This is a genomic window from Peteryoungia aggregata LMG 23059, from assembly GCF_030814435.1.
Lineage (GTDB): Bacteria > Pseudomonadota > Alphaproteobacteria > Rhizobiales > Rhizobiaceae > Allorhizobium > Allorhizobium aggregatum.
The window spans coordinates 59439-84310 of sequence record NZ_JAUSUW010000006.1; the positions used below are offsets into that span (position 1 = coordinate 59439).

Genomic DNA, 24872 nt, shown 5'->3' on the forward strand with positions numbered 1-24872 from the left:
ATGATCGGCGCCATGCTGACGGCCGCAACGGTGACCTATCAGATCAAGCACGACACGGACAACAAGGCTGCTGAGGTGCGCCGGCTGGAGGCCGAAATCAAGCTCGAGAAGGACACCATCGACCTCCTCAAGGCCGACAAGGCATTGCTGACCCAGCCGAACCGACTCGAGCGGCTCGTGCAGACCTATGCCGCCGAGCTGCAGCTTGTTCCAACCGAGCCGACCCAACTCGCGCGGCCGATGGAACTGCCCATGCCGAAGGATCAGGTTCCCGTACCGGAGCCTGAAGAGGGCACGGAAAGCGCCACCGCGCCGTCCGACCCCATCAAGGACCTCATCACGACAGGATCGGTGGACCGCTGATGACCTTTCTCTCGCGAATCATGCTGTTGAAGAGCCAGGCCCATTTCTCTACGGACGTTCAGCGTGGCGGCACGGTGGTGAACAGTGCGACCTTCAAGGGCACCGGCAAGCGCAAGACAGAGATGGCGAAGACCCGTGTCGGCCTAATGTTTGCCGGTTTCTGCGTCGCCTATGCGATCATCGGTGGACGCCTGGTGCAGTATGGCCATGCGCAGCCTGAGACTGTTTCCAGCATTCTGCCCGCAGACCGCCTGATGGCCTCGCGTCCAGATATCCTCGATCGCAATGGCGAGGTTCTCGCAACCGATATCCGCACGGTTTCGCTGTTCGCCGAGCCGCACAAGGTCGTCGATCCCGACGAGGCCGTCGAGCGTCTGTCGACGGTGCTCAGGGACCTCGATGTGAAGGATACCTATCGCAAGCTCTCCTCCAATTCGCGCTTCCAGTGGCTGCGTCGCCAGCTCACCCCGAAACAGCAGAGCCAGATCCTCGCTCTCGGCATTCCCGGAATCGGCTTCCGTCCCGAAAAGCGGCGCTTCTATCCGGGCGGTGCAACGGCTTCGCATATCGTCGGCTACGTCAATATCGACAATCGCGGCATGGCCGGCATGGAGCGGTATATCGACAACCAGGGCATGGCGGATCTCAGGGCGCTCGGCATGACCAGCGATGCGCCTTTGGAGCCGGTGCGGCTCTCTATCGACATCCGCGTCCAGAACTTGGTCCGTGATACGCTTGTTCAGAGTGTCCAGAAATACGGAGCCATTGGAGCAGGTGCTGTCGTCCTCGATGTGAACACCGGGGAAGTGCTGGCCATGGCGTCTGTGCCGGACTTCGATCCGAACAGACCAACGGAAGGGGCGGAGGAAGGTTGGCTCAACCGGATGTCAAACGGGACATTCGAGATGGGCTCGACCTTCAAGGCGTTCACGACGGCCATGGCGCTGGACTCTGGCAAAGTGAGGATAAGCGATAGTTTTGACGCCCGTTATCCGATCCGGATCGGTGGGTTCACCATCAAGGACTTCCACGGTAAGAATCGTATTCTGACCGTGCCTGAGATTTTTCAGTATTCGTCCAATATCGGCACGGCGCGCATGGCAGAGGCCGTCGGTATCGCCGAGCACCAGGCTTTCCTCACGCGCCTAGGTCTGCTCAACAAGATCGAGACGGAGCTTCCAGAAGTTGCGACTCCGACGCAGCCGCGGGTTTGGAAACAAATCAATTCGGTGACCATCTCTTTCGGTCACGGCGTATCCACGACGCCTCTTCAGACAGCTGTCGCAGTTTCCGCTCTGGTGAACGGTGGACGATTGATCCCGCCGACATTCTTGCCACGGACGAAAGAGGCGGCGGATGCGCTGGCCCAAGTCGTCATCAAAGAGAAAACCAGCGAGGAGATGCGCTTTCTGTTCGACTGGAATGGCACCAAGGGCTCTGGTCGACGCGCTCGCGTAGACGGATTTGATGTTGGGGGCAAAACGGGCACCGCTGAGAAGGTGGTCAATGGTCGATACTCTGACGACAAAAACTTCAACGCCTTTATTGCGGCTTTCCCAATCTCCAATCCGAAATACGCTGTTCTGACTTTCATTGATGAACCCAAGTCCGGTGATGACAATGGCGGACCTACTGCAGGGTACACGGCAGCTCCGATGATGAAGGAGATCATCCGCAGAAGCGCCGCAATTCTTGGTGTAGAACCCACATTCGGGGAAGACGGCTCGGCATTGCTCGTCTCTTATTGATCAGATCGACTACAGGCGGGGCGATTCGTGGAACTTGCCCCGGAAGGATGGACTGCAAAATGCTTTTGGGTGCACTGGCTGGCGAGGAGTTTGGGGATCAGGTGACGGCCAGTGGCGCTGCAGGCGTCGATGTGCGGGGGCTTTCTGCCGACAGTCGCAAGGTTGAGCCAGGTACCGTCTTCTTTGCCTTCTCCGGCGCCAAGGTCGATGGCTCTGCCTTCGTTGCACAAGCTGTCGAAAAGGGTGCCGTGGCCATCGTCGCGTCGCATCCGGTCGATGCTGCCGTGCCCGTCGTTACCGTTGACAATCCGCGCCGGTTCCTTGCGCTTGCTGCCGCACGTCTGGTCGGTCGCCAACCGAAGACCATGGTCGCAGTGACCGGTACCGCCGGCAAGACGTCCGTGGCCTCCTTCACCCGACAGATCTGGGCCGAAGCCGGCCATGCCGCCGCTCAGATCGGAACGACCGGTGTGATTTCGCCATCGCGCGCCGATTATGGTTCGCTGACCACGCCCGACCCGCTCGCCCTGCACACGCTTCTCGGAGAACTGGCGGACGAGGGTGTCACCCATGCCGCGATGGAAGCCTCGAGCCATGGCCTCGACCAGAGCCGCCTTGATGGTGTCGTTTTGTCGGCAGCGGGTTTCACCAATCTCGGCCGTGACCACATGGACTACCATCCGACGATGGAAGACTACATGGCGGCAAAGATGCGCCTTTTCGACACGCTGCTGCCCAAGGGCGCACCGGCCGTGATCTTCGCCGACGATGCCTGGTCTGACGCGGCGATCCGGGCGGCCAAGGCCGCCGGGCACGATGTGCGTACGGTTGGCCGCAAGGGTGATTTTCTGAGCCTCAAGCGTGTCGAACACTTCCGCCACAAGCAGGTGGCCGAAGTGCATCACGCGGGCGAAATCTATGAGGTGCATATTCCGCTGGCGGGCGACTTCCAGATCGCCAATGCCCTTGTTTCGGCCGGTCTTGCGATCTCAACCGGTGTTGCGCCCGCTGTCGCGCTGAAGGCGCTGGAGCATCTCAAGGGCGCTTCGGGTCGGCTGGAGCTGGTCGGCCAGACCAAGGCTGGCGCGCTCGCCTATGTCGACTATGCCCACAAGCCTGAAGCGCTGGAAAACGTGCTGAACTCTGTGCGGCCCTTTACGACGGGCCGTGTCATCGTTGTCTTCGGTTGTGGCGGTGATCGCGACAAGGGCAAGCGGCCGATCATGGGCGAGATCGCATCTCGGCTCGCCGATATCGTTGTTGTAACCGACGACAATCCGCGCTCGGAGGTTCCGGCCATCATCCGCTCCGAGATCATGATGGCGACCCCGAAAGGGATCGAAATCGGTGACCGGGTACAGGCCATCCGTGCCGCCGCTGCCATGCTGTCCACCGGAGACACGCTGATCGTGGCGGGCAAGGGGCATGAGGAAGGACAGACAGTCGGAACCGAGACGCATCCGTTCTCGGACCACCAGGAAGTCCGGAAAGCCTTGGAGGAGTTCGACCGTTGACCCTGCTCTGGACCGCGCGTGAAATGGTCGCCGCCATGGGTGGCCGTCCCTTCGGCAACCTGCCTGAGGGGGTTACCGGCATTTCGATCGACAGCCGGTCTATCTCGCCAGGCGAAGCCTTTTTCGCCATCAAAGGCGACCGTGTCGACGGCCACGACTATGCCAGCATCGCAATCGCCAATGGGGCGTCATTGCTCGTTGTCAGCGAAGCGAAGCTGCCGGCGCTCGGCCGTCTGACGGTGCCGATGATTGTCGTCGACGACGTGCTTATGGGCCTGCAGAAACTCGGCGTGGCCGCGCGGGACCGCACACCGGCGACCGTCATTGCGGTGACCGGCTCCGTCGGCAAGACGACCACCAAGGAAATGCTGCGTGTGACGCTGGCGCCTTCGGGCAAGGTGCATGCCTCGGTCGCGTCCTTCAACAATCACTGGGGTGTGCCGCTGACGCTGGCGCGCATGCCGATCGACACGCGCTACGGTGTCTTCGAACTCGGGATGAACCATCCGGGTGAGATCGGCCCGCTGGCGCGCATGGTGCGACCGGATGTGGCCATCATCACGACGGTTGCGCCCGCCCATCTCGGGAATTTCTCCGATGTCGCCGAAATCGCCGATGCCAAGGCGGAGATATTCGAAGGCATCGTCAATGGCGGGGACGCGATCCTCAACCGCGACAATCCCTATTACGAACGCCTTGAACAGGCGGCGCTTGCTCAGGGCGTGGAGAACATCCACAGCTTCGGCCAGCATGCCAAGGCGGAGTTCAGGCTCGCCGAGTTCGATGGCGCCGCCGAATTGTCCACCATCTGGGTCTCCTTCGGCGGCGAGACGCGTGAAGTGACGATCGGGGCTCCCGGACGGCATCTGGCGGAAAACGCCATGGCGGTTCTGGCAGCGGTCTCGCTGGTCGGGGCGGATGTTGACGCTGCCGTCGAGGCACTTGCCAATCTCGCGCCGGTCAAGGGGCGTGGTCAGCGCCATAGGCTGAAGACGCCTGATGGCGTCATGATGTTGATCGACGAAAGCTACAATGCCAATCCGGCATCGATGCGCGCAGCGATCGCGGTGCTCGCGTCCTCACAGCCGACAGGCGAGGGGCGACGGATTGCCGTGCTCGGCGACATGCTGGAGATGGGCGAATTTGCCCCCAGCGTTCATGCCGAGCTTGCGGGACCTCTGCTTGCGGCCGGGATCGAACATGTCTGGCTTGCAGGCCCTGAAATGGTGGCGCTGCGCGACGGCCTGCCGGAAACGGTTCACGTCGTCTATCTCGAGACCACGGAGGAACTCGCGAATTTCGTCACCGCCGAAGTCCGCGCTGGTGATGTCGTGATGGTCAAATCTTCTCTCGGCATCGGTTTCGGCAAGATCGTTTCGGCTCTGCTTGACAAGTATCCGGCATTCACCGACACGAAGCGCCACTTTTAATCCGGGCTTTTTGAAAGGGCTCCCATGCTGATCTGGCTTGTGGAACTGGCGGACAACCTTCAGTTTTTCAATCTCTTCCGTTACATCACCTTCCGGACCGGGGCGGCTCTCTTCACCTCGGCGCTGGTGGTCTTCCTCTTCGGGCCAGCGATCATCGCGTCGCTGCGGGTACGCCAGGGCAAGGGGCAACCGATCCGGGCTGACGGACCGCAGACCCATTTCAAGAAGGCCGGTACGCCGACCATGGGCGGTCTGATGATCCTGGCGGGCATCGTCGTGTCGTCCCTGCTCTGGGCGGATCTCTCCAATGTCTACGTGGTGGCGACGCTGCTCGTGACGCTCGGCTTCGGTGCCATCGGCTTCTATGACGATTATCTCAAGGTGACGAAGCAGACGGACAAGGGCTTTTCCGGCAAGGCGCGTCTCGGCATCGAATTCCTGATCGCGGGTATCGCGGTCTATTTCATGATGTCGACGGCGCTGAGTTCCGGTCCGCAGGGCTCGACCTTCGGCTCCTCGATTGCCTTCCCCTTCTTCAAGGATTTCCTGATCGATCTCGGGATCTTCTTCGTCCTCTTCGGTGGTTTCGTCATCGTCGGTGCCGGCAATGCCGTCAATTTGACCGACGGCCTCGACGGCCTCGCCATTGTGCCCGTGATGATTGCGGCTGCCTCCTTCGGCGTCATTGCCTATCTCACCGGCAATGCGGTCTTCGCCAACTATCTGCAAATCAACTTCGTACCGGGCACGGGGGAACTCGCGGTGGTGCTGGGCGCAGTCATTGGTGCCGGCCTCGGCTTCCTCTGGTTCAATGCGCCGCCGGCGGCGATCTTCATGGGCGATACCGGGTCGCTCGCTCTCGGTGGACTGATAGGCTCCGTCGCCGTTGCCACCAAGCATGAGATCGTCATGGCGATCATCGGCGGCCTCTTCGTCATGGAGACGCTGTCGGTCATCATCCAGGTCGGATATTTCAAGCTGACCGGCAAGCGCGTCTTCCTGATGGCGCCGATCCACCACCATTTCGAAAAGCTCGGCTGGACGGAGAGCCAGGTGGTCATCCGCTTCTGGATCATCGCGGTTGGTCTTGCCATGCTCGGCCTTTCCACCCTGAAGCTGCGGTGAGGCGGCGATGATCCCGGCCACCACGTTCAAGGGCAAGACGGTCGCGCTGTTCGGGCTCGGCGGTTCAGGGCTTGCGACGGCCAAGGCGCTGCAGGCCGGAGGGGCTGTTGTCATTGCCTGGGACGACAATCCCGACAGCGTGGCGCGGGCGGCAGCCGAGGGCGTTCCGACCCGCGACCTGCGCGAGATCGACTGGGCCTCCGTTGCCTCGTTTGTGCTTTCGCCCGGTGTGCCGCTCACCCATCCGAAACCGCACTGGACGGTGGGGTTTGCGCGCGCCGCCGGTGTCGAGATCATCGGCGATGTCGAGATCTTCGTGCGCGAGCGCCGGGCGCATGCGCCGGACTGCCCGTTCATCGCGATTACCGGGACCAACGGCAAGTCGACGACCACGGCGCTGATTGCCCATATCCTTCAGGCAAGCGGTCGCGACACGCAGCTTGGCGGCAATATCGGGCGGGCGGTTCTGACGCTCGATCTGCCCCGGGATGGCCGGTTCTTCGTTGTCGAATGCTCGTCCTATCAGATCGATCTTGCGCCGACGCTCAATCCGACCGCTGGCATCCTGCTCAACCTGACACCCGATCATCTCGATCGCCACGGGACCATGCAGCACTACGCCGACGTGAAGGAGCGCCTTGTCGCCGGTGCGAAGGCCGCAATTGTCGGTACCGATGACAGCTACTGCGAACTGATCGGTGACCGGATCGAGCGGGCGGGCACGATGGTCATCCGCATCTCCAAGCGCCAGCCGCTGGCAAACGGGCTCTATGCGGAGGGCTCACGTATCATCAGGGCGCAGCAGGGCGCGACCTCGCTTCTGGTCGACCTTGATGGCATCCAGACCCTGCGCGGCAGCCACAATGCCCAGAATGCCTGTGCGGCGATCGCGGCGTGCCTGGCTGCCGGGGTTTCGGAAGAGGAGGTCCGCAAGGGGCTCCAGAGCTTTCCAGGCCTCAAGCACCGCATGCAGCCAGTCGGTCGGCGTCGCCAGGTCGTTTTCGTCAATGACAGCAAGGCGACCAATGCGGATGCGGCAGCTCCTGCGCTTTCCAGCTACGAGCGGATCTACTGGATTGCCGGCGGATTGCCGAAGGAAGGTGGTATCGCAAGCCTCGCACCACTCTTCCCGCGCATCGTGAAGGCTTATCTGATCGGCGAGGCTGCATCGGCCTTTGCCGCGCAACTGGGTGACCGCGTTCCCTATGAGATCTCGGACCACCTGGAGCGCGCGGTGGCGCATGCAGCAGCAGATGCCGAGCGAGATGGCGAAGCTTCGGCTGTGATGCTCTCACCGGCCTGCGCGAGCTTCGACCAGTACAAGAATTTCGAGGTTCGCGGTGATGCCTTCGTGGCACATGTATCGGACCTCGAAGGTGTGACGATGCTGATCGACCTGCCGACAGGAGGCAAATGAGATGGTAAGCCGCGTAGAGAGGGGGCCGGTCGCTGACTGGTTCTGGACGATCGACCGTCTGTTCCTGATCACCTTCGTTCTCCTGATGGGGATCGGGCTGATGCTCTCCTTCGCGGCCTCTCCGGCGGTTGCCGAACGCCTGGGGCTCGACAGCTTCCATTTCGTCAAGCGCCACGCGATCTTCATGATGCCGGCGCTTGTCGTGATGATCGGGCTGTCCTTCCTGTCGCCGCGTCAGGTGCGCCGCGTCGCCATGCTGATCCTGGCGACCTCGCTGATCATGATGGTGCTGGTGCTGTTCATCGGCCTCGAGGTGAAGGGTGGTCGTCGCTGGCTGTCGGTAGGGTCGATGTCGATCCAGCCGTCCGAATTCATGAAGCCAGCGTTCGTGGTGATCTGCGCCTGGCTGTTTGCCGAACATGCGCGCCAGCCGGAGATCCCGGGCAATCTCTTTGCCATCCTGCTTTTCGGCATTGCCGCCGCCCTACTGATTGCGCAGCCGGACCTCGGCCAGACCATCCTGATCGGCAGTGTCTGGGGTGCTATGTTCTTCATGGCCGGCATGCCATGGCTCTGGATCGTCGTGCTCGGTGTCCTGGGAAGTGTTGGCTTCTTCGGGGCCTATATGACATTGCCGCACGTGGCCGGGCGAATAGACCGGTTCCTCACCGGCGAAGGCGACACCTTCCAGGTTGATACGGCGCGTGAGGCCATCATCCGCGGCGACTGGTTCGGCCAGGGACCGGGCGAGGGGATCGTCAAGCGGATCATTCCCGACAGCCATACCGACTTCATCTTCTCGGTTGCTGCAGAAGAGTTCGGCATCGTCTTCTGCATGGTGCTGGTCGCGATCTTCGCCTTCCTTGTTCTTCGGGGCCTCAGCCATGCCTACAAGGAGCGCAACGATTTCAACCGTCTTGCCGTGTCCGGTCTCGTCTTGCTGCTCGGCATCCAGTCGATGATCAATATCGGCGTCAATCTCGAACTCCTGCCGGCCAAGGGCATGACGCTTCCGCTCATTTCCTATGGTGGATCGTCGATGACGGCGATCTGCGTCACGGCTGGCTTCATCCTGGCGCTCACCCGCCGCCGTCCGGAAAAGCGCGCCCAGGAGCGCAGCCTCTTCCGCTCGGTTGCCGGCGTGCCTGCGGAGTAAATGCAGATGACAAAGGGTATCGTGTTGCTTGCCGCCGGGGGGACCGGCGGACATCTTTTTCCGGCCGAGGCGCTGGCGCATGAACTGAAGGCGCGTGGCTATAGCGTGCATCTGGTGACCGACAGACGCGCCGAACGTTATGCGGGGAGTTTTCCGGCCGATGAGATCCACACCGTCTCTTCGGCGACCATCGGCTCGAAGAACCCGGTGGCCGTCGTCAAGGCGTTCCTGTCGCTGTGGCGCGGCTATCGCGAGGCGCGGGCGCTGGTGTCGCGTCTGAAGCCGAAAGCCGTCATCGGATTCGGCGGCTATCCGACGGTGCCTCCGCTCTTTGCGGCAGCCGGTCTCGGGGTTCCCACGGCAGTGCATGAGCAGAATGCGGTCATGGGCCGCGCCAACATGCTTCTTGCCTCGCGGGTGCGTGCTATTGCCGGCGGCTTCCTGTCGCCCGGCGGTGAGCACAAGGCAAAGATGGTGCTAACCGGCAATCCGGTGCGGCCTGCGGTCATCGCCGCCGCAGCTCAGCCCTATCTGCCATCCAGCGCGGGCGAACCGTTCAATCTCGTGGTTTTCGGCGGAAGCCAGGGCGCGCAGTTCTTCTCCGATGCGATCCCCGGCGCGATCCGGCTGCTTCCGGACGCAGATCGCCAGCGGCTCGTTGTGACGCAGCAGGCGCGGCCGGAAGATCGGCAAAAGGTCATCGATTCCTATGCCACGCTCGGCGTTCAAGCGGATGTCGCGCCCTTTTTCAATGATATGGCCGAGCGGCTTGCCGGCGCCCATCTGGTGATCTGCCGGTCCGGTGCCTCGACGGTTTCGGAGCTTGCGGTGATCGGGCGCCCGAGCGTGCTTGTGCCCTATCCCCATGCGCTTGACCATGATCAGGCCGCTAACGCGGCAGCGCTTGCGGCACAGGGCGGGGCGCAGGTCATCCCCCAGGCGGAGCTTTCAGCCGAGAGGATCGCCGATCTGCTTATCAAGGCAATGCAGGGGCCTGAACGGCTCGCCGCCATGGCGTCGGCCGCGAAAAGCACGGGCAAGCCCGATGCGGCCGGCTTGCTCGCCGACCTTGTAGAGGCTATTGCCGCCGGCAAGGGCATTGCCCAGTCGAAGGGAGCCACACAATGAAAATGCCGAAATCCATTGGCCTCGTCCATTTCATCGGGATCGGCGGCATCGGGATGAGCGGGATCGCCGAGGTGCTGCACAATCTCGGACACAGGGTGCAAGGGTCGGACCAGGCCGAGAGCGCCAACGTCCAGCGCCTGCGCGCCAAGGGCATCGAGGTCTTCGTCGGCCACAAGGCCGAGAACCTGGGTGAGGCCGAGGTCGTCGTGGTTTCGACCGCGATCAAGAAGAACAATCCCGAACTCGTCGCCGCCCGCGAAAAGCTGCTGCCGATCGTCCGGCGCGCCGAAATGCTGGCTGAGCTCATGCGCTTCCGCAATGCGATCGCCGTCGGCGGCACGCATGGCAAGACCACGACCACGTCGATGGTCGCAGCTCTCTTGGATGCCGGCGCCCTCGACCCGACCGTCATCAATGGCGGTATCATCAATGCCTATGGCACCAATGCTCGTATGGGTGAGGGCGAGTGGATGGTTGTCGAGGCTGATGAGTCCGACGGCACCTTCCTGAAGTTGCCGGCAGATGTGGCGATCGTCACCAATATCGACCCGGAACATCTCGACCATTACGGCACTTTCGACAATGCACGTGCTGCGTTTCGCCAGTTCGTCGAGAATGTCCCGTTCTATGGCTTCGGCGTGATGTGCCTCGACCATCCGGAAGTGCAGGCGCTGGTTGGACGCATCGAGGATCGCAAGGTCATCACGTACGGTGAGAACCCGCAGGCGGACGTGCGCTTCTCGAATGTGCGCCTCGATGGCACGCGCTCGATCTTCGACGTCGAGATCCGCCGTCGCCGCACCGGCCGGGTGTTCAACTTCAAGGATCTGGTCCTGCCGATGCCGGGCCGGCACAACATTTCCAATGCCTGCGCCGCAATTGCTGTCGCCAACCGGCTCGACATTCCGGAAGAGGCGATCCGCAAGGGGCTGGCCGGTTTCGGCGGTGTGAAGCGTCGCTTTACGCTGACGGGCACTTCAAATGGTGTGCAGGTGTTCGACGACTACGGGCACCACCCGGTCGAGATCAAGGCTGTGCTTCGGGCCGCGCGCGAATCGTGCAAGGGGCGGATCATCGCCGTGCACCAGCCGCACCGCTTCAGCCGACTTGCAAGCCTGTTCGATGACTTTGCCAACTGCTTCAACGATGCCGACACGATCTTCCTGTCGCCGGTTTATGCAGCGGGCGAAGAGCCGATCGAGGGGATCGATTCGGAAACGCTGGTCTCGCGCATCAAATCGGGCGGTCATCGCGACGCGCGATACTTGGCCACGCCTGATCAACTGGCCGCTCTCGTCGCGGGCATTGCACAACCGGGTGATTTCGTGGTCCTGTTGGGGGCCGGCAACATCACCCAGTGGGCTGCTGCCCTGCCGGCGGAACTAGATGCAATTTCGGGAAAGTCTTGAATGAAACAGGTGGATGGGGAAAAGCTTCTGGCGTCGCTCGGCCCTGGAGTTAACGATCTCAAGGGGCGGCTGACGCCCGATGCGCCGATGGACAGGGTGACCTGGTTCCAGGCCGGCGGCCTCGCCGAACTGATGTTTCAGCCGCATGACGTCGAGGATCTGACTGCGTTCCTGAAGCTTCTGCCCGAAGAGGTGCCGCTAACAGTCGTCGGCGTTGGGTCGAACCTGCTCGTGCGTGACGGCGGGATCCCCGGCGTGGTGATCCGTCTGTCTGCCAAGGGTTTCGGCCAGGTGGAGCTTGCGGGCGAGAACCGCATCCGGGCCGGCGCAATCTGCCCCGACAAGCACATCGCCGCCATGGCGATGGACAACAATATCGGCGGCTTCCACTTCTACTACGGCATTCCCGGTTCGATCGGTGGCGCGATCCGGATGAATGCGGGTGCCAATGGTGGGGAAACGGCCAGCCGGCTGATCGAAGTCGAGGCTGTCGACCGCAAGGGCAATGTTCACGTGCTGTCGAATGCCGAGATGGGCTACAGCTATCGCCATTCTGCTGCGCCCGAAGGCCTGATCTTCACCAGCGCGCTTTTTGAAGGCTATCCGGAAGAGAAGGCCAAGATCCGCGCGGATATGGATGCTGTTCGTCACCATCGCGAGACGGTGCAGCCGGTCAAGGAAAAGACCGGTGGCTCTACCTTCAAGAACCCCGAGGGACATTCGGCCTGGGAGCTGATCGACGAGGCCGGTTGCCGCGGTCTGATGATCGGTGGCGCGCAGATGTCGTCGTTGCATTGCAACTTCATGATCAATGTCGGGCATGCGACCGGCTATGATCTCGAATATCTCGGCGAGACCGTGCGCCAGCGGGTCTTCGAGACCTCCGGGATCAAGCTCGAATGGGAGATCAAGCGCCTCGGCATCTTCATGCCCGGTCGTGAAGTGAAGCCGTTTATGGGTGTTGTGCCGGCATAAGCCAGTCCGGCTTGTCCTACGAAGTTTTAACGTCGCTCAATTAGGCTCCCCGAAATGTTCGGGGAGTTTCATGTTAGATTTGGTGCATGTCTGGGTTATTCGGCAGCTGACGCTGGGAGAGTTTGCGTCGCGGCAGGCGGTGCTCTCGAAGGCAGTCTTGATGGCGGCAAAGATTGCCGTCTTTGCCTATCTGCTCAATATCCTTGGCCATCTTGTTCTCGTGGCTTTCGGGCTTCTGCCCTATCCCCTCCTTCCGGCGCTCGTGGTTGCGACGATGCTGACGCCGCCGGTGTCGTTCCTCGTGGCGGTTCTCGCTTATTCGGTCGTCGGCCTTGCAATTTATGACCTTGGCGTGTCGCGCCAACGCTTCGAAACCTTGAGCCGCACTGACATGCTGTCCGGCCTCATGAACCGCCGCGCCTTTCTCGACACGTTTGAGCAGGCGCGGGGCCCGGTCGCCCTGATCCTTCTCGATATCGATCGCTTCAAATCGATCAATGACACACTCGGTCACAAAGCGGGTGACGATGTCATCACGCGCACAGCGAAATGCCTGACGGAGGCGCCTGGCGCCGGTGAGGTCATCGCCCGAATTGGCGGCGAGGAGTTTGCGGTCCTGCTGAGGGGCCAACAGACCGAGCGGGCGTTGCAGATTGCCGAGAGCATCCGGCAATCCGTGGAGAGCATGGGGCTCGCTGTCGGCGGGCGTCCGATTTCCGTGACGGTCTCTGCAGGTGTCTCTGAAGGTGTGGCGGAACGTGGCTTCAGTGAGCTGTTTTCGGGCGCAGACCGTGCCCTCTACCTCGCCAAGGCGAGTGGGCGGAATCGAATCGTGCATGCAAAGCAGCTCGTCGAAGCGTCCCTCGACGCTTCATTTCCTGACGACGCACAACGCGGGGCGGGGTTAGCCCGGCTCAGTGCCTGACCGACGCGATTGCGTTATTCAGATATTTTTTCATAGTGTTCCCGTCGTTTCCTTAAGCATTAAATCACCGTTTGCAGGTGGTGGTTTTGCGGCGAGTTAACGAAAGTAAACGGTTCATTAACCTTAATGTTGTTCAACTGACCTCACGAAGCCGGATCAGTCTTTGCGGCTGCCGGTCGGGTTTTTGGATTTTTGCGAGGCGTTTATGAGTGGCAAGCATGTGGCGGTTTTGATGGGTGGATTGTCCTCCGAGCGGCCTGTCAGCTTGTCCTCGGGGAATGCCTGCGCGACCGCTCTCGAAGGTGAGGGCTTCAAGGTGACCCGCGTCGATGTCGGTCGTGACATCGGTCGTGTGCTTGAAGACCTCAGGCCCGACGTCGCCTTCAATGCTCTGCATGGTCCCTTTGGTGAGGACGGCACCATTCAGGGCGTTCTTGAGTATCTCGAAATTCCCTACACGCATTCCGGCGTGCTCGCTTCGGCGCTCGCGATGGACAAGAAGCAGGCCAAGATTGTGGCGGCTCAGGCGGGAATCCCGGTTGCCGATGCCATGGTCATCAATCGCTTCGACATCGGCAATACGCATCCGATGGCGCCTCCCTATGTGGTCAAGCCGGTTCGCGAGGGGTCGAGCTTCGGTGTCGTCATTGTGCGCGAAGATATGGCGCATCCGCCGCAGATCCTGACATCAAGCGAATGGCGCTACGGCGATGTTGTCATGGTCGAGCGCTATGTCGCCGGTCGCGAGCTGACCTGTGGCGTGATGGATGGCAAGGTGCTGGGCGTGACAGAGATCGTGCCGCTCGGGCACAGCTTCTACGACTACGACTCCAAGTATGCGGCAGGTGGTTCGCAGCACGTCCTTCCTGCGCAAATTTCACCGAAAATTTACCAAAAAATACAATCATTGGCGCTGAAGGCACACCAGGCGCTCGGGTGTCGCGGAGTGAGTCGGTCTGACTTCCGCTATGACGATCGCTTTTCCGAGGATGGTGATCTGATCTGGCTGGAGCTCAACAATCAGCCGGGCATGACCCCCACCTCGTTGTTGCCGGAAATGGCTGCCCATGCGGGCTACAGCTTTGGTGAATTCGTACGTTGGATGGTGGAGGACGCTTCTTGTTCTCGTTGAGCGGCAACAAATCGGCTGATGGGGTCCGGGGCTATCCGGGGTCGCCTGTCGTTTCGGCGGAGGCGAAGGTGCTTCCGCGCCCGCTGCGTCGTGTCGTTCGTTTCGTCATCAGCCTGTGTTCTGGTCGAATTGTTTTGCCGCGCCATCTCGGCAAGGTCAGTCTGGCGGCCTTTTACGGTGTTGTCGGCCTGCATGGTGTCGTCGTTGGTGGGCACGGTCCGGTCGTGGCGCAGGCCGTCACTTCGACGGCGGGTTTTGCCGTTGAGGATGTTCGGGTGTCCGGCAATCAGCATACTTCGGAAATCGACATTCTGCAGCTTCTCGGGCTTGACGGTTCGACCAGTCTTCTCGGGCTCGATATCGCGGCTGCCCGCGCTGCGCTATCGAAGCTTCCCTGGGTTGAATCGGCCGAAGTTCGCAAGGTCTATCCGTCGACAGTTGAGGTCGTTCTGCGCGAGCGGCAGGCCTATGCAATCTGGCAACATGGCAGCGACCTTTCGTTGATCGAGCGGTCCGGTTCGGTCATCGCGCCGCTGCGCGACAACAAGTTCGCCTCTCTGCCGTTGTTTGTCGGGCGGGATGCCGAGACCGCGGCTGCCTCCATCGATGAAGAATTCTCCAAGTGGCCTGCGATCGCCTCGCGCGTGAAGGCCTTTGTTCGTGTGGGTGGTCGTCGCTGGGACGTTCATCTCGACAATGGCGTCGTTGTCCGCTTGCCTGAGGAAAACGTCGCTGGCGCCCTGGCGCTGCTCAATCGCTTTGATGAAGAGCAGCAGGTGCTGTCGCGGGATATCGCGATGGTCGACATGCGTCTTCCAGATCGTGTGGCCGTACGCTTGACGCCTGGAGCCCAGGAGCGCCGCCTGGCGGCTCTGGAGGAGCGCCGCAAGGCTCTCAAGAAGCTGGAGCAGAAGATATGAGTATCTTTAGCGGCTCCTCCTTTGGTCTTCCGCGCACCAGGCCGCTTTCTTCGAAGCGGGCGCATGTCGTTTCGGTGCTCGATATCGGTTCAACCAAGGTCGTCTGCATCATCGCCCGTCTCACGCCGCGTCGCGAGTCCGCCGTGCTGCCAGGCCGTACCCACAATGTCGAGGTCATCGGTCTTGGTCACCAGCGTTCGCATGGGATCAAGTCCGGCGTGATTGCCGATCTCGATGCCGTCGAAAACGTCGTGCGTCTTGCCGTCGATGCGGCAGAACGCATGGCTGGCCTTACCGTCGAAAGCCTGATCGTCAACGTCTCTGCCGGCCGCATCGGTTCCGACGTCTATACCGCTTCCATCGATCTCGGTGGCCAGGAAGTTGAATCCGGTGATCTGCGCAAGGTCCTGATCGCGGCTGGTCATCAGTCCCAGGGCAACGACAGGGCGGTGCTGCATTCTCTGCCCACGGGCTTTTCACTTGACGGAGAGCGGGGAATCCGTGATCCCCTTGGAATGTATGGCGACGTTCTCGGCGTCGACATGCATGTGGTCACGGCCGAACGTGCAGCGCTTCGCAATCTGGAGCTCTGCATCAACAGGGCCCACCTGACCGTCGAGGGTGTGGTTGCCACGCCTTACGCCAGTGGCCTTGCTGCCCTGGTCGATGACGAGGTGGAACTCGGTTGCGCGGCGATCGACATGGGCGGTGGCATGACCACCATCTCTGTCTTCGCGGAAGGCAAGCTGATCCATACGGACGCCATCGGGATCGGCGGTCACCATGTGACGACCGATCTGGCGCGCGGGCTTTCTACCCGTATCGAGGATGCAGAACGTCTGAAGGTCGTTCACGGTTCGGCTGTCGCCAATGGCGCTGACGATCGCGAACTCGTGTCGGTTCCGCCGATCGGCGAGGACGACCGTGATCAGCCGACGCAGGTTCCCAAGGCGCTGCTGACCCGGATCATCAGCGCGCGGATCGAGGAAACCCTCGAAATGCTGCGCGACCGGATCCAGAAGTCTGGCTTTTCGCCTGTCGTCGGCAAGCGCGTGGTTCTGACGGGTGGTGCGTGCCAGCTGACCGGCATGCCGGAGGCGGCGCGCCGCATTCTGGCCCGGAACGTGCGTATCGGTCGTCCGATGGGGGTGTCGGGTCTTCCGGCTGCGGCCAAGGGACCGGCCTTTTCGACGGCCGTCGGCCTGACGATCTATCCGCAGATGGCGGATCAGGAAACACATGCCGGGCAGGGCGGTTTGTTCTCGCCCTTCGGCAACGGAAACAGCCGCTTCGCCCGCATGGGCCAATGGCTGAAAGAGAGTTTTTGAGTTCACCCGGCCGGACACAAGGTTCGGCCAAGGGAAATCTGTTGAAATGACATGGCCGGCTTGGCGATGCGGCCGGAAAAAGAAGGAACGGGTACCATGACCATCAAGCTGCAGAAGCCAGATATCACTGAGCTGAAGCCACGCATCACCGTCTTCGGTGTCGGTGGCGGTGGCGGCAATGCCGTCAACAACATGATCACCGCTGGTCTGCAGGGCGTCGATTTCGTCGTCGCCAACACGGATGCCCAGGCGCTGACCATGACCAAGGCCGAGCGCATCATCCAGCTCGGCGTCAATGTCACCGAAGGCCTCGGCGCCGGCTCGCAGCCGGAAGTCGGTCGTGCCGCCGCTGAAGAGTGCATCGACGAGATCATCGACCATCTCAACGGGACCCACATGTGCTTCGTTACCGCCGGCATGGGCGGTGGCACTGGTACCGGTGCTGCTCCTGTCGTCGCTCAGGCCGCTCGCAACAAGGGTATCCTGACCGTCGGCGTCGTCACCAAGCCGTTCCACTTCGAAGGCGCGCGTCGCATGCGTCTCGCTGAATCCGGCATCGAGGAACTGCAAAAGTCGGTCGATACGCTGATCGTCATCCCGAACCAGAATCTCTTCCGCATTGCCAATGACCGGACCACTTTCGCCGACGCTTTCGCGATGGCTGACCAGGTGCTGTATTCGGGTGTCGCCTGCATCACCGACCTGATGGTCAAGGAAGGCCTGATCAACCTCGACTTCGCGGACGTTCGCTCCGTGATGCGCGAAATGGGCCGTGCGATGATGGGCACAGGCGAGGCATCCGGTGATGGCCGCGCGATGCAGGCTGCAGAAGCCGCGATCGCCAACCCGCTGCTCGACGAGACCTCGATGAAAGGCGCCCAGGGCCTGCTGATCTCGATCACCGGTGGTCGTGATCTTACGCTGTTCGAAGTCGACGAAGCCGCGACCCGCATCCGCGAGGAAGTCGATCCGGACGCCAACATCATCCTTGGTGCTACCTTCGACGAAGCGCTCGAAGGCATCATCCGCGTGTCGGTTGTCGCCACCGGCATCGACCGTGCCGCTCTCGCCTCGAAGGGCTTCGAAGCGGCTCCCCTGGCAAAGCCCGCTATGCGTTCCTCCGCGGCCGTTGCTCCGGCACCGGCCGCATATCAGCCTGCAATGACGCAGGCCCCCAAGCCGACCATGGATCCGGTCGCAGACACCATTCGTTCGGCTGAAGCAGCCATGGAACGCGAACTCGAGATCGCCGTTGCCCGCCAGCCGCTGAGCCAGCCGCAGGCTGCTCCGCAGCAGGATTTCCGCCCGGCAAGCCGTTTGTTCGCCTCGCCGGCTCCGGAAACAATTCCCGCTCCGCAGATGATGCAGCCGGTTGCTCCGGCCCCGGTCATGAGCCAGCCTGCTCCGGTCATGCAGCAGCCCGCTCCCGTCATGCAGGCGCCCATTGCGCCGGCACCTGTCGCAGCTGAACCCCGCATGGCCGCTGAACCGGTCCGCATGCCGAAGGTCGAGGACTTCCCGCCGGTGCTGCGCGCGGAAATCGACCACCGCGCCCAGCCTGCAGCTCCGGCTGTCCAGGACGAGCGTGGCCCGATGGGTCTCCTGAAGCGCATCACCAACTCGCTCGGTCGTCAGGCTGAAGACGAACAGGTGATGGGTGACATGACCGGTTCCGCACCGGCTGCCGCCTCGCAGCAGCGCCGTCCGCTGTCTGCTGAAGCCAGCCTCTACGCTCCGCGTCGCGGCCAGCTCGACGACCATGGTCGCGCAACGCCGGCACGGGCAACGAGCGAGGATGACCAGCTTGAGATCCCGGCTTTCCTTCGTCGCCAGACGAGCTGAGCGCAGGAACCGACTCACTGTGAAAACCCGGATCGAAGGATCCGGGTTTTCTGCTTTTGACGGATTGTTTCGCAGTCAGTTTTTCTTGATGTTATTCAATGGTCTGGCTTCGTTACAAAGCGAAAGAATCAGTGATTTGGCTAGAATGGGCTCCGCACGTATGTATGGAACCGGAACAGGGCTTTCAGGCCTTTCACAGCAGATTTGCGACGGTTACTCTTCGATCCACCGCACCGTCGCCGCAGTTCAAGGCTACTCGGAATGGCAATTGCTTTGCTCGGATTTCAGACCACGATCGCAGCGCCGCTCACGCTGACGGGCATCGGGGTCCATTCCGGTCGAGAGGTGTCAATCACCTTCCAGCCGGCAGAGGCCGGGACGGGCGTCTTGTTCCTCCGTCAGCATGACGACGGCTCCACCAGCGAATATCGCGCGGTGTCCGCGCATGTGGGCAATACCGATCTGTGCACCGTGCTTGGTACCAATCCGGCGCGGTCGATCGCGACGATCGAACATGTCATGGCCGCCATTTATGCGCTGGGCCTCGACAATCTGATTGTCGAAGTCGACGGTGCGGAAATGCCGATCATGGACGGCAGCTCCGAAGTGTTCATCGATGCCATCGAGCAGGTGGGTATCACCAATCTTGGCGTCAAGCGCCGCTACATTCGCGTCATCAAGCCGGTTCGCATCGAATCGGGTGCATCCTGGTCTGAATTCCTCCCCTATGACGGCACGCGCTTCGAGGTCGAAATCGACTTCGACAGCCAGTTGATCGGGCGGCAGAAGTGGGAAGGGGACCTCACGGCTGAGACCTTCAAGAACGAACTGTCGCGCGCACGCACGTTCGGCTTCATGCGCGACGTGGAGCGTCTGTGGGCTGCCGGCTTCGCCCTTGGCTCCTCGCTTGAAAATTCCGTCGTGATCTCCGACGACGATACGGTCATCAATGTCGAAGGCCTGCGCTACGAGAAGGACGAATTCGTCCGCCACAAGACGCTCGACGCCGTGGGCGATCTTGCGCTTGCCGGAGCACAGTTCATCGGTTGCTACCGTTCCTATCGTGGTGGTCACAAGATGAACGCCAATGCGCTGAAGGCGCTTCTGAGCGATCCGACGGCTTATGAGGTCGTGGAGGCGCCTAGCCGGAGCCATCAGGTTCGTGCGCGGGAGTTCGTTCCCGTCCAGGTTTCGGAGTTCGCTCCCTGGTCGGCTTGACTGCCGAGTGGAGCATGTCCAGTTGGAACGCCGGCATCCGTGTGAGGGCCGGCGTTTTTCGTTTGATCGGGGCATCGGGGCGGGGAGTGGTACTTTCTGGGCGCCTCGCCACAAAAATGCGTTAAAGTCACATCACTGCGTTGCCCTAGTGCCGCTTTTGTGGCTAGAAACGCCAGTTGAAGGCGACGGTTTTCAAGCGGCGCTGCAATCGGGATCTTTCGAATGAATCATGTGGGATCGGTCGTTGTGAAGAAAGCCGCGCGTATTGCAGGCCTGTGCGTGATGATGTCTGTGGGCGTCGTGCTTGCCGGGTGCCAGTCGGATCCGGATATCGACATCAGCAAGCTCGCTGCCGAGACTGAGCCGCCGGAAGTGCTCTACAATCAGGGCCTCGCCAATATCAAGGCAGGCAATATGAGCGAAGCGTCCCGCAAGTTCGATGCGGTCGATGCACAGAACCCGTTCTCCGAGTGGTCGCGCAAGGCGCTCGTGATGAGCACCTTCACCAAGTATCGTCTGGGCCGATACGCCGATGCGATCTCTACCGGCAACCGTTACATGAGCCTCTATCCGAAGTCGGAGGATGCGGCTTACGCTCAGTATCTCGTGGGCCTTTCGCACTGGAAGCAGATTTCCAACGTCACACAGGACCAGCGCAATTCGGTCAAGACGATCGAAGCCATGCAGCGCGTGGTCAACGAATTCCCCGATTCGGAATATGTTGATGATGCGCAGGCGAAGATCCGCTTCGCCCGTGACCAGTTGGCCGGCAAGGAAATGCAGGTCGGCCGCTATTACCTGGAACGCAAGGAATACCTCGCTGCGATCTCGCGTTTCCGCGTCGTCGTGGAGCAGTATCCGAACACCAACCAGATCGAGGAAGCGCTGGCACGCCTCGTTGAGTCGTATTTCGCGATGGGCGTCGTCTCGGAAGCCCAGGCGGCTGCGGCCGTGCTCGGGCATAACTATCCCGACAGCCAGTGGTATTCCGACTCCTACAAACTGCTGCAGCGTGGCGGTCTTGAGCCGCGCGAGAATGCCGGTTCGTGGATCACGCGTGCCGGTCGCAGACTGCTGATCGGGACCTGATGGTCCCTCGTCACGAAGTGAGATCCTGAGCTCATGCTTGTCCAGCTGTCGATCCGCGATATCGTTCTGATCGAGCGGCTGGATCTTGCCTTCGAGACGGGCCTTTCCGTGCTCACGGGCGAAACGGGCGCTGGCAAATCCATCCTGCTCGACAGTCTGTCGCTCGCCCTCGGTGGTCGAGGTGACGGTTCGCTCGTGCGTCATGGCGAAGACAAGGGGCAGGTGACGGCGGTCTTTGACGTCGGCACCAGTCATCCCGCCCGGACGCTTCTGAAGGGCAATGGCGTCGATGATGACGGTGATCTCATCTTCCGCCGCATCCAGTCTGCCGATGGCCGCACCCGCGCCTATATCAACGACCAGCCGGTGAGCGTGCAGCTGATGCGGCAGGTCGGGCAATTGCTCGTCGAGATCCATGGCCAGCACGACGATCGGGCGCTGATCGATACCGACGCCCATCGCATGCTGCTCGATGCCTTTGCGGGTCTTACCGACGAGGCCGTCGCGCTTGGCGAAAGCTATCGTCGATGGCGGGATGCGGAGCGGGCTTTCAAGACGCACAAGGCCAAGGTCGAGGCTGCGGCGCGCGAGGCGGACTATCTGCGTGCCTCGGTCGAGGAACTGGAGGCGCTTTCTCCGCTCGACGGCGAGGAGGACGAACTTGCCGAGCGTCGCTCGCGCATGCAGAAGTCCGAGCGCATTGCGGGTGATATCGCAGAAGCGTCCGAATTCCTGAACGGCAACGCCTCGCCGGTGCCCCATATCGCGTCATTGATGCGCCGGCTGGAGCGCAAGAGCCATGAGGCTCCGGGGCTTCTGGAAGAGACCGTGCAGCTTCTGGGCTCGGCTCTGGACACGCTGTCTGCCGCACAGATGGAAGTGGAGGCGGCGCTTCGCCGCACCGAATTCGATCCGCACGAACTGGAGCGTGTCGAGGAGCGGTTGTTCGCTCTCAGGGCCGCCGCGCGCAAATACTCTGTGGCCGTTGTCGACCTGCCGGCTCTCGCGGAGAAGATGGTTGCCGACCTTGCCGATCTCGATGCCGGCGAGGAGCGTCTTGGCCAGCTCGAAGCGGCCGTCAGCGAGACGAAGGCGCATTACGATCATCTGGCGCTGCAGCTGTCTGAAAAGCGGCGCAACGCTGCCCAGGCGCTGGCGGATGCCGTCATGCAGGAGCTGCCGGCCCTGAAGCTGGAGCGGGCACGCTTCATGGTGGACGTGGCTGCCAATCCCGAGAATGCGACCGCCGATGGTATCGATACTGTGGAATTCCACGTTCAGACCAATCCCGGCACCAGGCCGGGGCCGATCATGAAGGTCGCCTCGGGTGGTGAGCTGTCCCGTTTCCTGCTGGCACTCAAGGTGGCGCTTGCCGACCGGGGATCGGCGCCGACGCTCGTCTTCGACGAGATCGATACAGGCGTGGGCGGGGCTGTCGCCGATGCGATCGGGCAGCGCCTGAAGCGGCTGGCGGCGAAAGTCCAGGTGCTGTCGGTCACCCATGCACCGCAGGTCGCCGCACGGGCCTCGACGCATTTCCTGATTTCCAAGGGCCCCACGGGCGATGCCGGCGACAAGATCGCAACGCGGGTTGCGATCATGGAGCCGGAGCATCGGAAGGAAGAGATCGCGCGCATGCTGGCCGGTGCCTCGGTCACCGACGAGGCGCGTGCGGCTGCCGCAAAACTGCTGACAGCCGGCGAGTGAACCTCTTGCCCCCGGCAGACGTTGCCTTCCAACCTGAAACCTGTTTCGTTGCGGCGTCATGTTGGAGCTGATCCAGATCTATTGGGCCGAGACCCTCGCCGTGCTCTCCGTGGTTTTCGGCACGGTGGCGGCAACCCATGCTGCGATGACCAAGCGGGAGGTTCGTTCTGCGCTCGGCTGGGTCGGGGTGATCATCCTCTCGCCTCTGGTCGGGGCAATGATCTATGCGGTGGCCGGGATCAACCGGATCCGGCGGGCAACTCTCATTTCCAGGCGGGCGCTCGAGCTCGACGACATCTGGCGCAGCCTGTCGCTGTTTGCGGTCAGCCGTGAAAACGTTGCCGCGCAGTTCGGCAGCCGTTTTGGCCAGATGAAGCTGCTCGGGGACAAGGTCACGCGGCATCCATTGTCGTCCGGCAATCGAATCACGATGCTGACCACCGGCGAGGAGACCTTCGATGCGATGTGCCAGGCGATCGATGCGGCCGAGTACAGCATCATCCTTGAGACCTACATCTTCGATCGCGACACTGTCGGTCTGAGGATCGCCGAGTGCCTGATCGCCGCACACAGGCGCGGCGTCGCCGTGCGGGTGATCGTGGACGCGGTTGGCGCGCGCTATAGCGTGCCAAGCATCATCGGGCGGCTGGAAGAGGGTGGTGTCCCTGTTGCTGTCTTCAACGGCCAGGTCATCATGGGGTTGAGGCTGCCTTATGCCAATCTGCGCACACACCGGAAGATCCTTGTGGTCGACGGGACCGTTGCCTTTGTCGGCGGCATGAACATTCGTGCCGGGTTCATTGGCCCGGACGCCGCCCGCGACACGCATTTTCGAGTGACCGGGCCCGTGGTGGCTGACATCCTGGCTGTGGCTGCGGAAGACTGGCATTTCGAGAGAGACGAGGTTCTTCTGGGCCCCGAATGGCGCGTTCGGCTGGACGAAGCGGTTCCGGGGGCGGGGACGTCGATCCGCGCCGTGGTCTCCGGGCCGGATACGCATGTGGAGACGAATCACAAGCTTCTGCTTGGCGCGTTTTCCGTTGCGGAGCGCTCGATCCGGATCGTCTCGCCCTATTTCCTGCCGGATACCACTTTCATTGCGGCCCTCAACACGGCGGCACGGCGTGGCGTGCAGGTGGATGTGATCGTGCCATCGCAGAACAATCTGGCGATCGTGGCGCGGGCGATGATGGGACAGTTCGACCAGATTCTGCGGGAGGGCTGCCACGTCCATTTGTCGACCGGTCCCTTCGATCATTCCAAACTGATGGTCATCGATCGCCAGTGGTGCTTCATCGGATCGTCCAATCTCGATTCGCGTTCGCTGCGACTGAATTTCGAAATCGACCTTGAAGTCTATGACCGGGACCTGGCCGAGCAGATTGAGGACAAGATTGATGCCACACTCTCTTCGGCCCAGGCGTTGACGCTTCACGATCTCAAATCGCGCTCCCTGCCGAACCGGCTCGTCGACCGCTTGTTCTGGCTCGGCTCGCCCTATCTTTGACCAAGGCGTGCCCGTCGCGGCGGGGTGCGCATGACCCGACTGGCCTGCGGCCGAAAAGAAGACGGATGCTACTGGCGTGATGAAAAAGCACAAGCCCAGCCTGGCGCGCACGATGGTGGCCTCCATCCGCAATCGGCATTGGCGTCCGGGGGCGTGGACCGCGCCGGAAGGCGGCGACCGCGTGATGACGGTTGCCTCCTACAATGTGCATAAATGCGTTGGCACGGACGGCCGCTTCGACCCGGAACGGATCATCGACGTCATCCGTGAGATCGGCCCTGACGTGATTGCGCTTCAGGAGGCCGACCAGCGGTTCGGTGAGCGCTCCGGCCTGCTCGACCTCAACCGCCTCAGGCTCGAAACGGGTCTGCTGCCCGTGCCTGTCCTCGCCGGGCCGAAGTCGCATGGATGGCGCGGCAACGTGCTGCTGTTTCGCGAAGGAATCGTCCGGGACGTGCACCAGGTGGCTCTGCCAGGTCTTGAGCCGCGGGGCGCGCTGGTGGCCGAGATCGATCTCGAGGGCAGGGCGGGCCTGCGTGTCATTGCCGCGCATCTCGGTCTGTTGCGCTGGGCGCGACGCCAGCAGGCGGATGTGATCCTCGAACTACTGCAGAGCCGGGACGAGCGCCCGACCCTGCTGATGGGAGACTTCAACGAATGGCGGCTGGGGCCGGGCTCGGCGCTGACGCGGCTGGAACCGGTGTTTGGGCCACTGCCACCACCGATTCCGAGCTTTCCCGCACGGTTGCCGGTGCTTTCGCTGGACCGGATCATGGCAAACCGATCCGGCCTGATTGCCGATCTCACGGTCCACGACACGCTGCTCGCCCGCCGCGCCTCCGACCATCTGCCACTCACGGCGCGGCTTGACCTGAGCAAGGTGGAGGACTGATCTCCCGCTCTTTTCATTCGCCAGTTTTCCGCTAAACCCGACTGAAG

General features: G+C 61.9%; 20 protein-coding genes. All 20 read left to right on the forward strand.

Annotation, left to right across the window (positions count from 1 at the left end; all coding sequences use genetic code 11):
* The 20 genes from ftsL to J2045_RS11630 all read left to right on the forward strand — a co-directional run bounded on the left by ftsL (nucleotide 1) and on the right by J2045_RS11630 (nucleotide 24825).
* Complete coding sequence (ftsL, locus tag J2045_RS11535; protein ID WP_205911305.1) at nucleotides 1-363, forward strand: cell division protein FtsL; 363 nt, start codon at nucleotides 1-3, stop codon at nucleotides 361-363.
* Nucleotides 363-2111, forward strand: a complete 1749-nt coding sequence (locus J2045_RS11540; RefSeq protein WP_307372907.1) for a peptidoglycan D,D-transpeptidase FtsI family protein — start codon at nucleotides 363-365, stop codon at nucleotides 2109-2111. Before ftsL ends, J2045_RS11540 begins: the two co-directional genes overlap by 1 nt.
* Before the next feature lie 59 nt (nucleotides 2112-2170).
* Nucleotides 2171-3625, forward strand: coding sequence for a UDP-N-acetylmuramoyl-L-alanyl-D-glutamate--2,6-diaminopimelate ligase (locus J2045_RS11545; RefSeq protein ID WP_307372909.1), 1455 nt, complete (start codon nucleotides 2171-2173; stop codon nucleotides 3623-3625).
* A complete protein-coding gene (locus tag J2045_RS11550; protein ID WP_307372911.1) occupies nucleotides 3622-5055 on the forward strand; it encodes a UDP-N-acetylmuramoylalanyl-D-glutamyl-2,6-diaminopimelate--D-alanyl-D-alanine ligase in 1434 nt (477 codons plus the stop codon). Before J2045_RS11545 ends, J2045_RS11550 begins: the two co-directional genes overlap by 4 nt.
* Before the next feature lie 24 nt (nucleotides 5056-5079).
* Nucleotides 5080-6180, forward strand: coding sequence for a phospho-N-acetylmuramoyl-pentapeptide-transferase (gene mraY / locus J2045_RS11555; RefSeq protein ID WP_307372913.1), 1101 nt, complete (start codon nucleotides 5080-5082; stop codon nucleotides 6178-6180).
* A 7-nt stretch (nucleotides 6181-6187) separates the two neighbouring features.
* A complete protein-coding gene (gene murD / locus J2045_RS11560; RefSeq protein ID WP_307372915.1) occupies nucleotides 6188-7597 on the forward strand; it encodes a UDP-N-acetylmuramoyl-L-alanine--D-glutamate ligase in 1410 nt (469 codons plus the stop codon).
* 1 nt (nucleotide 7598) lies between these two features.
* Nucleotides 7599-8753 carry a putative lipid II flippase FtsW gene (gene ftsW / locus J2045_RS11565; RefSeq protein ID WP_307372918.1) on the forward strand — a complete coding sequence of 385 codons (1155 nt, stop codon included), beginning with the start codon at nucleotides 7599-7601 and terminating at the stop codon, nucleotides 8751-8753.
* A gap of 6 nt (nucleotides 8754-8759) precedes the next feature.
* The gene (gene murG, locus J2045_RS11570) at nucleotides 8760-9881 is read left to right on the forward strand and encodes an undecaprenyldiphospho-muramoylpentapeptide beta-N-acetylglucosaminyltransferase (protein ID WP_307372920.1); all 1122 of its coding nucleotides are present in this window, start codon (nucleotides 8760-8762) and stop codon (nucleotides 9879-9881) included.
* The gene (murC, locus tag J2045_RS11575) at nucleotides 9878-11290 is read left to right on the forward strand and encodes a UDP-N-acetylmuramate--L-alanine ligase (protein WP_307372921.1); all 1413 of its coding nucleotides are present in this window, start codon (nucleotides 9878-9880) and stop codon (nucleotides 11288-11290) included. Before murG ends, murC begins: the two co-directional genes overlap by 4 nt.
* Nucleotides 11291-12265: a UDP-N-acetylmuramate dehydrogenase gene (gene murB / locus J2045_RS11580; protein ID WP_307372922.1), complete on the forward strand. Its 975-nt coding sequence runs from the start codon at nucleotides 11291-11293 to the stop codon at nucleotides 12263-12265.
* Between the two features lie 70 nt (nucleotides 12266-12335).
* A complete protein-coding gene (locus J2045_RS11585; protein ID WP_307372923.1) occupies nucleotides 12336-13190 on the forward strand; it encodes a GGDEF domain-containing protein in 855 nt (284 codons plus the stop codon).
* Between the two features lie 205 nt (nucleotides 13191-13395).
* Nucleotides 13396-14322: a D-alanine--D-alanine ligase gene (locus J2045_RS11590; protein ID WP_307373307.1), complete on the forward strand. Its 927-nt coding sequence runs from the start codon at nucleotides 13396-13398 to the stop codon at nucleotides 14320-14322.
* Nucleotides 14310-15242 (forward strand): cell division protein FtsQ/DivIB, encoded by a 933-nt coding sequence (locus J2045_RS11595; protein ID WP_370873093.1) that lies wholly within the window; start codon nucleotides 14310-14312, stop codon nucleotides 15240-15242. Before J2045_RS11590 ends, J2045_RS11595 begins: the two co-directional genes overlap by 13 nt.
* Nucleotides 15239-16570 carry a cell division protein FtsA gene (ftsA, locus tag J2045_RS11600; RefSeq protein WP_166602307.1) on the forward strand — a complete coding sequence of 444 codons (1332 nt, stop codon included), beginning with the start codon at nucleotides 15239-15241 and terminating at the stop codon, nucleotides 16568-16570. The genes J2045_RS11595 and ftsA overlap by 4 nt, the downstream gene beginning before the upstream one ends.
* Nucleotides 16571-16666: 96 nt before the next feature.
* A complete protein-coding gene (gene ftsZ / locus J2045_RS11605) occupies nucleotides 16667-18412 on the forward strand; it encodes a cell division protein FtsZ (RefSeq protein WP_307372924.1) in 1746 nt (581 codons plus the stop codon).
* A 261-nt stretch (nucleotides 18413-18673) separates the two neighbouring features.
* A complete protein-coding gene (gene lpxC / locus J2045_RS11610) occupies nucleotides 18674-19630 on the forward strand; it encodes a UDP-3-O-acyl-N-acetylglucosamine deacetylase (RefSeq protein ID WP_307372925.1) in 957 nt (318 codons plus the stop codon).
* A gap of 282 nt (nucleotides 19631-19912) precedes the next feature.
* Nucleotides 19913-20719, forward strand: coding sequence for an outer membrane protein assembly factor BamD (locus J2045_RS11615; RefSeq protein WP_370873106.1), 807 nt, complete (start codon nucleotides 19913-19915; stop codon nucleotides 20717-20719).
* A 33-nt stretch (nucleotides 20720-20752) separates the two neighbouring features.
* Nucleotides 20753-22426 (forward strand): DNA repair protein RecN, encoded by a 1674-nt coding sequence (gene recN / locus J2045_RS11620; protein WP_307372927.1) that lies wholly within the window; start codon nucleotides 20753-20755, stop codon nucleotides 22424-22426.
* A 58-nt stretch (nucleotides 22427-22484) separates the two neighbouring features.
* Nucleotides 22485-23933 (forward strand): cardiolipin synthase, encoded by a 1449-nt coding sequence (gene cls / locus J2045_RS11625; RefSeq protein ID WP_307372928.1) that lies wholly within the window; start codon nucleotides 22485-22487, stop codon nucleotides 23931-23933.
* A 79-nt stretch (nucleotides 23934-24012) separates the two neighbouring features.
* Nucleotides 24013-24825: an endonuclease/exonuclease/phosphatase family protein gene (locus J2045_RS11630; RefSeq protein WP_307373312.1), complete on the forward strand. Its 813-nt coding sequence runs from the start codon at nucleotides 24013-24015 to the stop codon at nucleotides 24823-24825.
* Nucleotides 24826-24872: the final 47 nt, after the last annotated feature.

Excerpts from the sequence above, each read along its gene's own strand:
- J2045_RS11545 (WP_307372909.1), top strand. The coding sequence starts at position 2,171 with ATGCTTTTGGGTGCACTGGCTGGCGAGGAGTTTGGGGATCAGGTGACG.
- J2045_RS11630 (WP_307373312.1), top strand. The coding sequence starts at position 24,013 with ATGAAAAAGCACAAGCCCAGCCTGGCGCGCACGATGGTGGCCTCCATC.
- murC (WP_307372921.1), top strand. The coding sequence starts at position 9,878 with ATGAAAATGCCGAAATCCATTGGCCTCGTCCATTTCATCGGGATCGGC.
- ftsL (WP_205911305.1), top strand. The coding sequence starts at position 1 with ATGATCGGCGCCATGCTGACGGCCGCAACGGTGACCTATCAGATCAAG.
- J2045_RS11615 (WP_370873106.1), top strand. The coding sequence starts at position 19,913 with ATGATGTCTGTGGGCGTCGTGCTTGCCGGGTGCCAGTCGGATCCGGAT.
- J2045_RS11585 (WP_307372923.1), top strand. The coding sequence starts at position 12,336 with ATGTTAGATTTGGTGCATGTCTGGGTTATTCGGCAGCTGACGCTGGGA.
- lpxC (WP_307372925.1), top strand. The coding sequence starts at position 18,674 with ATGGCAATTGCTTTGCTCGGATTTCAGACCACGATCGCAGCGCCGCTC.
- J2045_RS11540 (WP_307372907.1), top strand. The coding sequence starts at position 363 with ATGACCTTTCTCTCGCGAATCATGCTGTTGAAGAGCCAGGCCCATTTC.
- J2045_RS11590 (WP_307373307.1), top strand. The coding sequence starts at position 13,396 with ATGAGTGGCAAGCATGTGGCGGTTTTGATGGGTGGATTGTCCTCCGAG.
- murD (WP_307372915.1), top strand. The coding sequence starts at position 6,188 with ATGATCCCGGCCACCACGTTCAAGGGCAAGACGGTCGCGCTGTTCGGG.
- recN (WP_307372927.1), top strand. The coding sequence starts at position 20,753 with ATGCTTGTCCAGCTGTCGATCCGCGATATCGTTCTGATCGAGCGGCTG.
- cls (WP_307372928.1), top strand. The coding sequence starts at position 22,485 with ATGTTGGAGCTGATCCAGATCTATTGGGCCGAGACCCTCGCCGTGCTC.
- murB (WP_307372922.1), top strand. The coding sequence starts at position 11,291 with ATGAAACAGGTGGATGGGGAAAAGCTTCTGGCGTCGCTCGGCCCTGGA.
- ftsW (WP_307372918.1), top strand. The coding sequence starts at position 7,599 with ATGGTAAGCCGCGTAGAGAGGGGGCCGGTCGCTGACTGGTTCTGGACG.
- murG (WP_307372920.1), top strand. The coding sequence starts at position 8,760 with ATGACAAAGGGTATCGTGTTGCTTGCCGCCGGGGGGACCGGCGGACAT.
- ftsZ (WP_307372924.1), top strand. The coding sequence starts at position 16,667 with ATGACCATCAAGCTGCAGAAGCCAGATATCACTGAGCTGAAGCCACGC.
- ftsA (WP_166602307.1), top strand. The coding sequence starts at position 15,239 with ATGAGTATCTTTAGCGGCTCCTCCTTTGGTCTTCCGCGCACCAGGCCG.
- mraY (WP_307372913.1), top strand. The coding sequence starts at position 5,080 with ATGCTGATCTGGCTTGTGGAACTGGCGGACAACCTTCAGTTTTTCAAT.